Here is a 13,510-nt window from a genome sequence, read left to right on the forward strand (position 1 = left end):
ACGGTCGCGCTGCAGCGCCGCGTGACCGTCCCGATCTCTTCCTGTGAGGTTGTTCATTCGTGCTCTTCGATCACATCATCATCGCGACAACGGATCTGGATCGGTCCGCACACACTCTCGCCGCACAGACCGGTCTCACCGCGGTCGAGGGCGGCCTACACGACGGCTTGGGAACCCACAACCGGATTGTTCCGCTGGGCCGGGGTTACCTCGAGCTGGTGGCTGTGCACGATCCGGAGATGGCTGCCAGCAACGTGTTCGGGCAGCTGGTGGTCAATGCGCTCGGCCGCCGGGACGAGGCACTGGCAGGATGGGCGGTGGAGGTCTCCGCCGCCGAACTCGCGCGGCGGGCACGTGCTGGGACGTTGGAGATCGGGCGACTCACCCGGGCCGGGGTGGGAATCGATCATGCCGGGATGTCGCACGCCATCACTTCACCCGGGTTGCCGTTCTTCCTGGCCCGCGATGAGCAACGGGCGCATCCGCAACATTTGGCTGCCGAGCACAGGAGTTCGCCGCGCGGCAGGATCGCGGTGGCGGTCGGGGAGAGCGCCGCCGAGATGGACCGCTGGTTGGGCTCGACGACGCCGCTTGCCGGGCAGTGCGCTCTGACCTGTACGGGTAGCGGTCGTGGCGTGATGTCGGTCGCGGTCGAAACCTCGTCCGGAACGGCCGTACTCACCGACGCGCTGCCGACCGGGAACGGGGCGCAGTGATCACCGCCCTACAGCGGTTGCGGCGTGAGCTGCACGCCGTACCCGAAGTGGGCCTGGAACTTCCTGAGACACAGTCGATCGTGTTGCGGGAGCTCCAGGAGCTGGGAATGACGATCAAGACCGGTGCGGCGCTGAGTTCCGTCACCGCTGTGCTGTCGGGTACCGGCAGGTGCGCGGACGGACACCGGCCAACGGTGCTGATGCGGTCGGACATGGATGCGTTGCCGGTCAAAGAGGTGACCCGTCTGCCCTATGCCGCCACCGGTGACTCGATGCATGCCTGCGGACACGACCTGCACATGGCGGCGTTGTTGGGAGCGGCCAGAGCGCTCTCGGCGCGACGCGATGAAGTGCGCGGCGACGTGGTGTTCATGTTCCAACCCGGCGAAGAGGCCTGGGGTGGTGCGCAGTTGATGCTGTCGGAGGGGGTGCTCACGGCCAGCGGTCGCCGGGTGGATGCGGCGTTGGGTGTCCATGTTCTGTCCTATGGGCTGCCGGCGGGCACCTTCGGGTTCTTGCCGGGTGCGGTGCTGTCGGGATCGAACATTCTCACCATTGGCTTTCACGGTCGAGGCGGGCACGGTTCGGCGCCTCATCTGGCAGCCGACCCGGTGCCGGCGGCTGCGGAGTTCATTTCGGCGGTCCAAGTGGCACTCAGCCGGGGGATTTCGATGTTCGAGCCGGTGACGTTGACCTTCGGTCTACTCCGCGCCGGTACCCAGCACAATGTGATCGCCGATAGCGCCGAGGTCGGAGGCACCCTGCGCAGCTACTCCAAACCGGTCACGGCTCGCGCTTTGGCGTTGGTGCACAAGGCGGCCCATGGGGTGGCGGCGGCGCACGGTCTGCGCGCCGAGATCGAGGTGCGGCAGGACACCATTCCCACGGTGTGTGATGGGCGGGAGAGCGGTATCGCCGAGGCGGTGGCAACGGCGGTGCTGGGCGACGAACAGGTGCGACGGCTGGACCGGCCGTACAGTATCTCCGAGGACTTCAGTTGGGTGCTCGATGAGGTACCCGGAGTTTTTGTCATGGTCGGAGCCGGCGCATCCACGGACCCCGATCCTCCGGCAAACCATTCGCCGCGTGCGCTTTTCGACGATTCGGTCGTCGACCGGATCGCGCAGTTCGAGACCGAGTGGGCGATCACCCGGCTGGCGGAGCCGGTATGAAGAGGCAACCTCGCGCACAGGCCACCGACACCTCGCTGTTCGACCTGTTCTCCATTGGCATCGGGCCGTCGTCGTCGCACACGGTGGGACCCATGCGCGCGGCCGCCCAGGCGGTGGACGGGCTGGTGTCCGCCGGTTGTCTGGAAGCGGTGTCAGCGGTAACCGTCGTGCTCTACGGATCGCTGGCCGCCACAGGCTTGGGACACGGCACCCCGGATGCAGTGATCGCCGGGCTGGAGGGTGCCGATCCCCAGACCTGCGACCCGGCTGGGGTGCGGGGCCGGTGGGACCGGCTGGGGGATACCGGGGTGGTGTGGCTGGGTGGGATCCATCGGGTGTCGATGGTGAAGGAAGACATCGAGTTTCGACCGCACGTGCGACACCCGCGGCATACCAATGCCGTCGAGTTCGTCTTCCGCGACCGCACCGCACAAGTGGTGTTCCGTGATCTGGCCTATTCGGTCGGCGGGGGTTTTGTCGTCCGCGCAGACGAGCGGTGCGAGAGTTCGCACCGTACGGTGTGGCGCAGCTACGGTTCGGCCGCCGAGCTGCTGGCCACCTGCGACGAATGGGGCGTCGACATGGCCGAGGTCATGCTCCGCAACGAGATTGTCTGCAGCGGTGGTGATTACCAGGCCGCGGCCCGGCAGTGCAACCAGCGCCTCGACGACATCGCCACAGCGATGAGGGCCTGTGTCGCAGCAGGACTACGCGGCTCCGGCGCGCTGCCCGGGCCACTGCGGGTGCCGCGCCGCGCGGCCGGTATCGCGCAGCGACTCGCTGCGGACCGGTCGGGCCGCGATCTCGCGGTGGAGTGGCTGCATGCCTATGCCATCGCCGTCAACGAAGAAAATGCTGCGGGCAACCGAATCGTCACCGCCCCGACCAACGGGGCGGCCGGGATTGTCCCCGCGGTCTTGTCCTACTGCGAACAGTTTCTGGACGCGACCCCGGAGATGGTGCGCACCTATCTCCTCACCGCCGGCGCGATCGGCATCCTCATCAAGAGCAACGCGTCGATCTCCGGTGCCGAACTCGGCTGCCAGGGCGAGGTGGGTTCGGCGTGTGCCATGGCCGCCGCAGGACTGTGTGCACTGCTGGGCGGAACGCCGGCGCAGATCGAAAACGCTGCTGAGATCGCGATCGAACACCATCTCGGGCTCACGTGCGACCCGGTCGGAGGCTTGGTTCAGATTCCGTGCATCGAACGTAATGCGGTGGCGTCGGGTACCGCGCTGTCGGCGGCGCGATTGGCGATGCACGGGACCGGTCGCCACCACGTGTCCCTGGACGTCGTGATCGAGACCATGCGCCAGACCGGAAATGACATGTCCGATCGTTACAAGGAAACCTCGACCGGCGGCTTGGCCGTCAACGTGGTGGAGTGCTGAGCCCGACTGGTCACGATATCGGGATCTGGACGCCCTCGGACGGCTGCACGATCACAAATCCGTTGCCGTGGAACGAGACCTGTACTGCTTCGCCGGAGCCGCGGCCGATCAGGGCCCCTGCCTTGAAACTGGTCCTCAGCTGCGTCTGCAGGTTCGCCGACCATGCCACGATCGCGTTGGTGTCGGCGAAGGTGGGCGCTTCGGCGGCGTTGAGCACCACCGGCGGCCCGTCGGTGGTCAAGGCGACCCAGCCCGACCCCCGGAAAGTGGTGTTGAACAGCCCACCGGCGGCGATGCTGGCGCCCTTCACGCGTTCGATGTTCCAGTCCAGGCTCTGTGAGAAGGCCAGCACGTTCTTGCCGCTGATCGACAGCCCCGAGTTGGTGATCTGCAGCAGGTGGACGTCGTAGGCGCGGTCGGCGAGGAACACGTCACCTTGGCCCTGGCAGCGCATCAGCGGCAGACCCTCGCCCGTCAGCGCCTTCTTGAGGAACTTGGACGCACCACTGCCTTCGTAACCGAAGTCGACGTTGCCCTGGTAGGCGACCATCGATCCCTGCCGGGCCATGAACGGCTCACCCAGGCGAACCCGGAGCATCTTGATGTTCTGGTTGGCGATCGGGCGGGATTCCTTCTCGCTGAATCTGCCGTCCACCAGATCGCCGCTGATCCCGGCGAAGCCGTCACCCTGAGGTGCCGGCTGAGACACGGGTTGGGCCTGGGGCTCAGGCGGTGGTGGCGCACCTATGGGCGCGCTGAACTGTTGCCCCTGGTGGTGCACTTGGTCGGTCCACTGGAACCCGTCCCACCAACGGACTTCGTATCGGCCCTCGGGGTCGGGTTGCCAGCTGCCCTGATTCGGTCCGGTCACGTTCACAGCGTATGCCAAGCAAGCGCCGGGTTCGGCGAGCGGAGTTTGTCCGCGAGCGGGAGGCCGGCCGCCGGCGTAACCGCCCGATTGGAGAGCGCTGAACTGGCATTCTGGAGAACATGGCCAAAGAAATCGACCGGGCGCGGGCGCAGAGTGCACTCGCCGTCGTCAAACAGCATCCGGGGATGGCGTTGTTCCTGGCATCCCCGGCGATCGTCGCACTGGGCGTGATGTGGTGGGTGTTCGGCACGGGGTGGGCGGCCGTGCTGCTCATCGCGCTGCTGCTCGGCGGGGGAGTGGCGCTGCTGCTCAAGCGTTGACGTTTCACCGGCGGCGAACGCCGCCCCGCACCGTTTGTAACGGTGTAATCATGTAATCATGAAACGCCATCATTCCCGTCCGCAGCCTGATGCTGCCGACGCTGCCGACTGGTTCGCCGGCCGGCTGCCCACCGATTGGTTCGACGGCGACGCGCAGGTGGCCGTCGACAAGGAAGAAATCACGGTCATCGGCAAGCTGCCCGCCGAGGACGAGAGCAAGGCCCGCGCTTCCGGCCGGGTGGCCCGCTTCCGCGAGGAAACCCGCTCTGAGCGCATGCGGATCGCCGATGAGGCCGAGGACCGTTACCGCCGCAAGGTGTCTTGGGGTGTAGAGATCGCTGCCGGCGACAGCACTGAGCGAATCCTGTTCACCCACATCGCCGTTCCGGTGATGACCCGGCTCAAGCAGCCCGAGCGCCAGGTGCTCGACACCTTGGTCGACGCGGGCGTGGCCCGCTCACGTTCGGAGGCACTGTCCTGGTCGGTGAAGCTGGTGGGTGAGCACGCCGAGGACTGGCTGGCCAAGCTGCGCAACGCCATGACCGAAGTCGACGAGCTACGAAACCAGGGCCCTCAGCTCTGAACCATCACGAAATATGCGCCCTGGGCTGCGATCAACTCGTCGTGGGTACCCTGCTCGACAATCGCGCCGCCGTCCATCACCACGATCAGGTCGGCGTCGCGAATTGTCGAGAGGCGATGGGCGATCAGGAAACTCGTTCGTTGTTTGCGTAACTCACCCATGGCGTGCTGCACCAGGAGCTCGGTGCGGGTGTCCACGGAACTGGTGGCCTCGTCGAGCACCAGAATCCGCGGCTGGGCCAGAAACGCCCGCGCGATGGTGATCAACTGCTTCTCCCCGGCGCTGATCTTGCCGCCGTCATCGTTGACCCGGGTGTGGTACCCGTCGGGGAGCATGTGCACGAACCGGTCCACGTACGCCGCTCGTGCCGCCGCCATCACCTCGTCGTCGGACGCCTCAGGCCTGCCGTAGGCGATGTTGTCGTAGATGGTGCCGCCGAACAGCCAGGTGTCCTGCAGCACCATGCCGATCTGGCTTCGTAGCGACTGTCTGCTCACCGTCGCGGTATCCACGCCGTCGATCAGTATCCGGCCGGAATCGACGTCGTAGAACCGCATCAGCAGGTTCACCAGCGTGGTCTTGCCCGCGCCGGTGCGACCGACGATCGCCACCGTCGATCCCGGCTCGGCCACCAGCGACAGGTTCTCGATGACGGGCGTGTCGTCGCGGTAGCTGAAGGACACGTGGTCGAACTCGACCCGGGGCGCAGAACCCGAGGGCAGCGCCGCCATTCCGTCCGGAGCTTCCTCGGGTTCATCCAGGAAGTCGAAAACCCTTTCCGCACTGGCGATCCCGGACTGGAAAGTGTTGAACATCGACGCCAGCTGGCTCAAAGGCTGGTTGAACTGTCGAACATACTGGATGAACGCCTGCATGCTGCCGAGGGTGATCTGCCCGCCCGCCACCTGCAGGCCCCCGATCACGGCGACGGCCACATAGCTGAGGTTGCCGATGAACATCGTCGCCGGGCCCACCAGGCCCGAGAAGAACTGCGCACCGAAACTGGCGTGGAACACGTCGTCGTTGTACTCACGGAATCGTTCCTGTGCGCCGGCCCGATGGCCGTAGGTCTTGACCACAGTGAAGCCGCTGTAGGTTTCCTCGACGTGAGCGTTGAGGCGACCGGTGTTGCGCCACTGCGCAATGAACAATTTTTGCGACCGTCGGGTGATCGACCGGATGGCCCACAGCGTCAGTGGCACCGTCACCACGGTCAGCAGGGTCAGCAGCGGGGAGATGGTCAACATCATCACCAGCACCGCCACCACCGTCAGGGCAGAGGACAGCAGTTGATTGATGGTCATCGACACCGAGGTGGCGATGTTGTCCACATCGTTGGTGACCCGGCTGAGCAACTCGCCGCGCTGCCGGGTGTCGAAATGCGACAACGGCAGTCGGTGCACCTTGTCCTCGACATCGGCCCGCAGCGCCACCATCGTCCGCTGCACCGCGACGTTCAGCAGTCGGGCCTGAATCCAGATGAACAGCGCGGCAACCAGATACAGCCCCAGTGCCAGCAGCAGGGTACGGCCCACCGCGGCAAAGTCCACCCCCTGACCGGGAATCACGTCCATCCCCGACAGCAGATCGGCGAAGGTGGTGTCACCACGCGCGCGGGCTGCTTCGATGGCCTGTTCCTTGGTCAAGCCCGCGGGCAACTGCTTGCCGATCACGCCGTTGAACAGCAGATCGGTGGCGTGGCCGAGGATGCGGGGGCCGATGACGCCGATACCGATTCCGGCGATCGACAGCAGGATCACCACGGCAGCCAGCCACCGGTGCGGCGCCAGGCGCTTGAGCAGCCGCAGCGCGGTGCCGGTGAAGTCGCGGGAGCGTTCGGTGGGCGCCTGCTGCATCCGCATCGCGCCGCGCATGGGTCCGCTCACCGGTGATCCCCCACTCGCAGAGCCTGCGATTCGGCGAATTCCTGGTAGGTCGGGCAGTCCGCCAGCAAGGTGTCGTGGGTGCCGGTTCCCACTACCCGGCCGTCCTCGAGGACGACGATCTGATCCGCCGTGGCGATCGAGGAAAGGCGTTGGGCCACAATGATCACGGTCGCGCCGGCGGAGACTTCCGCGAGCCGGGACCGGACGGTGGCGTCAGTGGCGACGTCGAGGGCGGACAGTGCGTCGTCGAACAGATAGATCGCCGGCTTGCGGATCACTGCCCGCGCGATCGCCAGCCGCTGCCGTTGCCCGCCGGAGAAGTTGATACCGCCTTGGGCCACCTTCATACCCAGCCCGTCAGGGTGGCGGGCCACGAACTCGTCGGCGCATGCCACCCGCAGCGCCTCCCACATCTGTTCCTCGGTGGGATCGGCACGGCCATAGGCGAGGTTCTCTGCGACGGTGCCGGAGAACAGATATCCCCGCTGGGGCACCACACCGATACCCGCCCACAGCGTTTCGGTGCGCTGGGACCGGACGTCGGTGCCGTCCACCAGGACCGCGCCACTGGTGACGTCGTACATGCGAGAGATCAGCGCCAGCAACGTGGACTTGCCCGAGCCGGTTCCCCCGACCACCGCGGTGGTGGTGCCGGGGGAGGCGGTGAGGGAAACATGGTGCAATACCGGCCGCTCGGCACCGGGGTATCGGAAGGTCACGTCCTGCAACTGCACCTGCCCGCTGCGCTCCGGGACGACGGGGTCGGCCGGGTCGACGATGGCCGGTGTCGTGGACAACACCTCTGTGATGCGTTCGGCGCAGGCCGACGCCCGCGGCAGGATGGCCAGGAAGATGGTGGCCATCATGACCGCCATGAGGATCTGCATGAAGTAGCTCAGGAACGCGATCAGCGAGCCCACCTGCATCTGGCCGTCGTCGATGCGCATGCCGCCGAACCAGATCAACGCGACGCTGGACAGGTTGATGGTCAAGGTGGTCACCGGCAGCATCAACGCCTGCCAGCGGCCGGCGTCCAGCGCAGCATCCGACAGCGACTGGTTGGCCACCGCGAAGCGGTCCCGCTCGAATGGCTCTCGGGCGAACGCCCGGATCACCCTGATCCCCGCAAGCTGATCGCGCATCACGCGGTTGATGCCGTCGACCAGCTGCTGCATCCGGCGAAAGATCGGCAGCAGGTGCCGCACGATCCAGTAGTTCGTCACCCCGAGCACGGGCACGCTGATCAGCAGCAGCCAGGACAGCCCGGCGTCCTGGTGGATGGCCATGCCGATGCCGCCGATGCACATGATGGGCGCGGTCACCAGCACCGTGAACGTCATCTGCACCAGCACCTGGATCTGCTGGACGTCGTTGGTGGTGCGAGTCAGCAGCGACGGTGCCCCGAACCGGGCCGTCTCGTGTTCGGAGAAAGTGGTGACGTGGTGGAACATCGCCGAACGGAGGTCGCGGCCGAATCCCATTCCGGCGCGGGATCCGAAGTACACCGCGCCCACCGCGCACACCACCTGCAGCGCGGTCACCGCCAGCATCACCAGGCCAAGCCGGATGATCGTGGCGGTGTCACCCGTGGCGATGCCGTCGTCGATGATCGCGGCGTTGACACCCGGCAGATACAGCGATGCCAATGTGCTGATCACCTGCAGCACCATCACAGCGCCCACCAGCCACCGGTACGGCCGAACGTACTGCCGCAACAGCGCTGCAAGCATCTCGTAACTGTGGCACTGCACAGGGGTTGCAGCAAAGCACCAGGTCAACTGGCGTGTCGGTGGTTCCGCCAAGGTGTGGCCGCTACAGTGCATGGCGAGGACGGCCAGAGGTGGCAGAAGGGAAAGCTGTGAAGCGCAACATGACCAAGCTGGCGATTGCGGCTGTGGCTGTGCTGCCGTTGCTGGCGGGTTGTTCCGAGGATTCGACCCCCAGCGAACCCAGTCCCGGGCCCTCGGCACCCCAGGAGCAGGGCACCGTGTCCCACGGCCCCATCTTCCCGCAATGCGGGGGCATCACCGACGAGACCATGCAGCAGCTCACCAAGGTCACCGGTCTGAAGAACACCGCCACCAATTCGGTGGGCTGCCAATGGCTCCAGAACGGCGGCATCGTGGGCCCGCACTTCTCGTTCACCTGGTTCCGCGGCAGCCCCATCGGCCGCGAGCGCAAGACCCAGGAACTCTCCCGCACCAGCGTCGAGGACATCTCCATCGAGGGACATGACGGTTTTGTGGCCATCGGGACCGACCCGATCCTGGGCGACAACCTCTGCGAGATCGGCATCCAGTTCGACAATGACTTCATCGAATGGTCGGTCAGCTTCGCCGAACAGAACTATCCGCCACCCTGTCAGGTGGCACAGGAACTGACCCGGCAATCGATCGTGAATGCGAAATGACCGCCCGACGTGTCCTGGCCGCAAGCGCGGCCATCGCCGCCAGTCTGACCTTGATCACCGGCTGCAGCCGTACCGTCGACGGTGTCGCGCTGCGTTCCGGCGCCGGGGACACCCCGCGCAACAACGACTCCCAGGAGCAGTACCCCAACCTGCTCAAGGAATGTGACGTGTTGACCGAGGACCTGCTGGCCGAGACTGTCGGTGCCGACCCGCGGGACATCCAGAGCACGTTCATCGGCGCGGTGTGCCGCTGGCAGGCCGCCAACCCGGCCGGACTGATCGACATCACCCGCTTCTGGTTCGAGCAGGGCAGCCTCGACAACGAGCGGCAGGTGGCCCAGGCGCTGAACTACCAGATCGAGGACCGTCGTATCGCCGGCATCCAGTCCATCGTCATGCGCACCGGTGATGCCACCGGATCCTGTGGTGTGGCCAGTGACGCCGCCGGCGTGGTGGGCTGGTGGATCAACCCGCAGGCCCCCGGTATCGACGCCTGCGCCCAGGCCATCAAACTGGCCGAACTGACGTTGGCCACCAACTCTTAGCCGGGCCGGTGGTCAACGAAGCCGGAGCGACAGCTGGTGCGCCTGCTCGAGAAGCAGCGCGCCCAACTCGCGCCGGCGGGCCGGTTTGAACCTGGTCTCCACGCCGGTGAGGCTCAACGCCCAGGCGGGTTGGGAGTTGCGGTCGAACACCGCCGCACCCACTCCCCAGCTGCCCTCGACCAGCAGTGCGGGGTTGACGGCGTAGCCGGTCCGACGGGTGGCCGTGATCCGGTCCCGGATCGACGTCTCGGAATGCGACGGGCCCCAGGTCTCTTCGGTGTCGACGCGCGCGAAGTAGGCGTCGATGTCGCGGTCGGGCAGATGACTCAGGATGGCCAGGCCGGCGGACGCGACACCGAGCGGGAACCGGATCCCGACGTGCAGCACATGTGAGCGCAGCGGAAAGCTGCCCTCCTGCGCAAACACACAGACCGTCTCGTCGCCGCGGCGCGCGGACAGAAACGCGCTCTCGCCGGATTCGCGGGCCAGTGTCGAGACGATGTCGCGGGCCTGGTCGACGATGTCATAACGGTTGGCGGCGCTGGATCCCAGCAGGTAGAGCTCGGGGCCCAGTGACCAGCGACCAGTCTTGAGCTCACGGTCCACCAGTCCCTCGTCGGCCATGGCCACCAGCAGGCGGTGTGCTGTGGGGCGGGCCAGCCCTGCGGTGCGGGCGATGTCGCTGGTCGACGCGCCGGCAGGTTGATGTGCGCCCACGGCGCGCAGCAGGGCGCCCACCCGGGCGATCACTCCATCCACGTCGCCAGCATAGGCGTTCACTCAGTGAACGCATTGGTGTTCAGCGATCACCACGCGAGCAGCTTCCCGTCAATCTGCGAAGGTGGGTTCTGTTATGGCGCAGCACCATCAACAATCGAGGGCAGCGTTTGATCAATGGACGAAAGGGCAGGAGCCATGTCTTCCAAGGTGTTCACCTCGGCGGCCGAGGCCGTCGCCGACATCGGCGACGGTGCAAAGGTCGCCGTCGGCGGGTTCGGTCTGTGCGGTATCCCCGATGCACTGATCCAGGCGGTCGCCGAATCCGGTGCCTCCGGGCTGGAAGTGTTCTCCAACAACTGCGGGGTCGACGACCATGGTCTCGGTATCCTGTTGGGACTGGGACGGATTCGACGCGTCACCGCCTCCTATGTAGGGGAGAACAAGGAATTCGCCCGGCAGTATCTGGCCGGTGAACTCGAGGTGGAGCTCACCCCGCAGGGCACCCTGGCCGAACGGCTGCGCGCCGGTGGCGCCGGCATCCCGGCGTTCTTCACCCCCGCCGGTGTGTCCACCCCGGTGGCCGAGGGGGGAATCCCCTGGCGCTACGCCCCGGACGGTTCGGTGGCCGTGGCCTCCCCGCCCAAGGAGACCCGCGTGTTCGGTGACCGCAGCTACGTGCTGGAGGAGGCCATCAACGCCGACTTCGCCCTGGTGCACGCCCGGCTCGGGGACACCGCGGGAAACCTGGTGTTCGAGAAGTCGGCGATGAACTTCAACCCGCTGGCCGCCATGGCGGGCAAGATCACCGTCGCCCAGGTGGAGGAACTCGTCGAGCCCGGCGAGATCGCCCCTGGCGCAGTACATCTGCCCGGCGTCTTCGTACAGCGCGTGGTGCACACCGGACCGCAGGACAAACGCATCGAAAAGCGCACCGTTCGCGAAGGAGCACAGTCATGACAAGCACGCTGACCGGGTGGTCGCGCAACCAGATGGCCGCGCGCGCCGCCGCCGAGATGGTGGACGGCGAGTACGTCAATCTCGGCATCGGCCTGCCCACCCTGATCCCGGACCACCTCAGCCCCGACGTCCGTGTCACGCTGCACTCGGAGAACGGCATCCTGGGCACTGGCGCGTATCCCACCGACGACGCGGTGGACGCCGACCTGATCAACGCGGGGAAAGAAACCGTTACCGTGAATCCCGGTGCGGCGTTCTTCGATTCGGCCACCTCGTTCGGCATGATCCGCGGCGGCCACATCAACACCGCGGTACTCGGCGCCATGCAGGTGTCGCGCCACGGCGACCTGGCCAACTGGATGATCCCCGGCAAGATGGTCAAGGGCATGGGCGGGGCCATGGACCTGGTGCACGGCGCCGACCGGGTGATCGTGCTGATGGAGCACACCGACCGTTCGGGTGCCCCCAAGATCGTCGACACCTGCTCGCTGCCGCTGACCGGCGCCAAGGTCGTCGACCGCATCATCACTAACCTGGCGGTCATCGACGTCGTGGGAGACGGCTCGCTGACGCTGGTGGAACTGGCGCCGGGGGTGTCCTACGCCGACGTCGTGGCCGCCACCGAGCCGCCGCTGACGTGGGTGCTGTCATGACCTCGGTGATCGTGGCCGGGGCCCGGACCCCAGTCGGCAAGCTGATGGGCTCGCTGTCGGGATTCTCCGGCGCCCAGCTCGGCGGGATCGCCATCGCCGCGGCACTGGACAAGGCCGGCATCACCGGTGATCAGGTGCAGTACGTCATCATGGGCCAGGTGCTCACAGCCGGCGCCGGTCAGCTGCCCGCCCGCCAGGCCGCCGTGGCCGCGGGCATCCCCATGTCGGTCTCGGCGCTGACGGTCAACAAGGTCTGCCTGTCTGGGCTGGACTCGATTGCCTTGGCGGATCAGCTGATTCGTGCAGGTGTGGTGGATGTGGTGGTTGCCGGGGGACAGGAGTCCATGACCCAGGCTCCGCACCTGCTGCCGAAATCCCGCGGCGGTTTCAAGTACGGCGATGTCACCCTCACCGACCACCTGGCCTACGACGGCCTGCGTGACGTGTTCACCGATGAGGCGATGGGCGCGCTCACCGAAGACGCCAATGACCTGGCCCGTCACGAGCAGGACGAGTTCGCCGCCCGCTCACATCAACGCGCCGCAACCGCGTGGAAGGACGGCCTGTTCGACGACGAGGTGATACCCGTGTCGATTCCGCAGCGCAAGGGCGAGCCGTTGCAGTTCAGCCAAGACGAAGGCGTCCGCGGCGACACCACGGTCGAGTCGCTGGCCAGGCTGCGGCCGGCTTTCCGCAAGGACGGCACCATCACCGCGGGCAACGCCTCGACCATCAACGACGGCGCTGCCGCCGTGGTGGTGATGAGCAAGGCCAAGGCACAGGAGCTGGGATGCGAGTGGATCGCCGAGATCGGCGCCCAGGGCATGGTGGCCGGCCCCGACTCCACGCTGCAGCTGCAACCGGCCAACGCCATCAGCGCGGCCTGCCGCACCGAAGGTATGGACCCGAAGTCGTTGGACCTCATCGAGATCAACGAGGCCTTTGCCGCGGTGGGCATCGCCTCCACCAAGGCGCTCGGCGTCGACCCAGAGAGGGTCAACGTCAACGGCGGCGCCATCTCGATCGGGCACCCGCTCGGCATGTCTGGCACGCGCATCGCGCTGCACCTGGCATTGGAGCTCAAGCGTCGTGGCGGCGGTGTGGGTGCTGCGTCCCTGTGCGGTGGCACCGGCCAGGGCTCCGCCCTGATCCTGCGCGTTCCCTAGCGATTTGGGCGTGATTCCGGTCGGTCACCGACCGGAATCACGCCCAAATCACACCTTTCCGCCGGTCAGCGAAAGCAGTTGCCGCGCCCGCAAGTGACCCCCCGTCACTCTCTGGCGAAT

General features: G+C 66.5%; 14 protein-coding genes. 10 read left to right on the plus strand and 4 right to left on the minus strand.

What is annotated here, in order from left to right:
- The first annotated feature begins 59 nt into the window (after nucleotides 1-59).
- Genes BVC93_RS19050 through BVC93_RS19060 form a run of 3 tightly spaced genes read left to right on the plus strand, consistent with a single transcriptional unit; the run spans nucleotide 60 to nucleotide 3,279 of the window.
- Nucleotides 60-716 carry a VOC family protein gene (locus BVC93_RS19050; protein ID WP_083738843.1) on the plus strand — a complete coding sequence of 219 codons (657 nt, stop codon included), beginning with the start codon at nucleotides 60-62 and terminating at the stop codon, nucleotides 714-716.
- Complete coding sequence (locus BVC93_RS19055; RefSeq protein ID WP_083738844.1) at nucleotides 713-1,888, plus strand: M20 metallopeptidase family protein; 1,176 nt, start codon at nucleotides 713-715, stop codon at nucleotides 1,886-1,888. Before BVC93_RS19050 ends, BVC93_RS19055 begins: the two co-directional genes overlap by 4 nt.
- Entirely contained in the window at nucleotides 1,885-3,279 is a 1,395-nt protein-coding gene (locus BVC93_RS19060) for an L-serine ammonia-lyase (RefSeq protein WP_083741156.1), read from the plus strand. Before BVC93_RS19055 ends, BVC93_RS19060 begins: the two co-directional genes overlap by 4 nt.
- 10 nt (nucleotides 3,280-3,289) lie before the next feature.
- Here the strand turns inward: BVC93_RS19060 and BVC93_RS19065 are convergent, their stop codons facing one another.
- Nucleotides 3,290-4,150 (minus strand): AIM24 family protein, encoded by an 861-nt coding sequence (locus tag BVC93_RS19065; protein WP_083741157.1) that lies wholly within the window; start codon nucleotides 4,148-4,150, stop codon nucleotides 3,290-3,292.
- A gap of 119 nt (nucleotides 4,151-4,269) precedes the next feature.
- Between BVC93_RS19065 and BVC93_RS19070 the strand changes: the two genes are divergently transcribed.
- Nucleotides 4,270-4,470, plus strand: a complete 201-nt coding sequence (locus tag BVC93_RS19070) for a hypothetical protein (protein ID WP_083738845.1) — start codon at nucleotides 4,270-4,272, stop codon at nucleotides 4,468-4,470.
- 58 nt (nucleotides 4,471-4,528) lie between these two features.
- A complete protein-coding gene (locus tag BVC93_RS19075) occupies nucleotides 4,529-5,053 on the plus strand; it encodes a hypothetical protein (protein WP_083738846.1) in 525 nt (174 codons plus the stop codon).
- On the opposite strand, the gene BVC93_RS19080 is transcribed toward BVC93_RS19075, so the two are convergent.
- Nucleotides 5,044-6,927: an ABC transporter ATP-binding protein gene (locus BVC93_RS19080; protein ID WP_192860401.1), complete on the minus strand. Its 1,884-nt coding sequence runs from the start codon at nucleotides 6,925-6,927 to the stop codon at nucleotides 5,044-5,046. The genes BVC93_RS19075 and BVC93_RS19080 overlap by 10 nt on opposite strands.
- A gap of 8 nt (nucleotides 6,928-6,935) precedes the next feature.
- Nucleotides 6,936-8,669 carry an ABC transporter ATP-binding protein gene (locus BVC93_RS19085; RefSeq protein WP_083741158.1) on the minus strand — a complete coding sequence of 578 codons (1,734 nt, stop codon included), beginning with the start codon at nucleotides 8,667-8,669 and terminating at the stop codon, nucleotides 6,936-6,938.
- A 128-nt stretch (nucleotides 8,670-8,797) separates the two neighbouring features.
- On the opposite strand from BVC93_RS19085, the gene BVC93_RS19090 reads away from it, so the two are divergent.
- Together BVC93_RS19090 and BVC93_RS19095 are read left to right on the plus strand one after the other, a co-directional pair.
- Entirely contained in the window at nucleotides 8,798-9,349 is a 552-nt protein-coding gene (locus tag BVC93_RS19090) for a DUF3558 domain-containing protein (protein WP_192860402.1), read from the plus strand.
- A complete protein-coding gene (locus tag BVC93_RS19095; protein ID WP_083738848.1) occupies nucleotides 9,346-9,894 on the plus strand; it encodes a DUF3558 domain-containing protein in 549 nt (182 codons plus the stop codon). The genes BVC93_RS19090 and BVC93_RS19095 overlap by 4 nt, the downstream gene beginning before the upstream one ends.
- 12 nt (nucleotides 9,895-9,906) lie before the next feature.
- On the opposite strand, the gene BVC93_RS19100 is transcribed toward BVC93_RS19095, so the two are convergent.
- Nucleotides 9,907-10,644, minus strand: coding sequence for an IclR family transcriptional regulator (locus tag BVC93_RS19100; protein WP_083741160.1), 738 nt, complete (start codon nucleotides 10,642-10,644; stop codon nucleotides 9,907-9,909).
- Between the two features lie 165 nt (nucleotides 10,645-10,809).
- Between BVC93_RS19100 and BVC93_RS19105 the strand changes: the two genes are divergently transcribed.
- The 3 genes from BVC93_RS19105 to BVC93_RS19115 are packed head-to-tail and all read left to right on the plus strand — an operon-like array spanning nucleotide 10,810 to nucleotide 13,390.
- A complete protein-coding gene (locus tag BVC93_RS19105; RefSeq protein WP_192860037.1) occupies nucleotides 10,810-11,571 on the plus strand; it encodes a CoA transferase subunit A in 762 nt (253 codons plus the stop codon).
- The gene (locus BVC93_RS19110; protein WP_083738849.1) at nucleotides 11,568-12,224 is read left to right on the plus strand and encodes a 3-oxoacid CoA-transferase subunit B; all 657 of its coding nucleotides are present in this window, start codon (nucleotides 11,568-11,570) and stop codon (nucleotides 12,222-12,224) included. Before BVC93_RS19105 ends, BVC93_RS19110 begins: the two co-directional genes overlap by 4 nt.
- Complete coding sequence (locus BVC93_RS19115; protein WP_083738850.1) at nucleotides 12,221-13,390, plus strand: acetyl-CoA C-acetyltransferase; 1,170 nt, start codon at nucleotides 12,221-12,223, stop codon at nucleotides 13,388-13,390. Before BVC93_RS19110 ends, BVC93_RS19115 begins: the two co-directional genes overlap by 4 nt.
- The last annotated feature ends 120 nt before the right edge of the window (nucleotides 13,391-13,510 follow it).

This window comes from Mycobacterium sp. MS1601, assembly GCF_001984215.1.
Taxonomy (GTDB): Bacteria; Actinomycetota; Actinomycetes; order Mycobacteriales; family Mycobacteriaceae; genus Mycobacterium.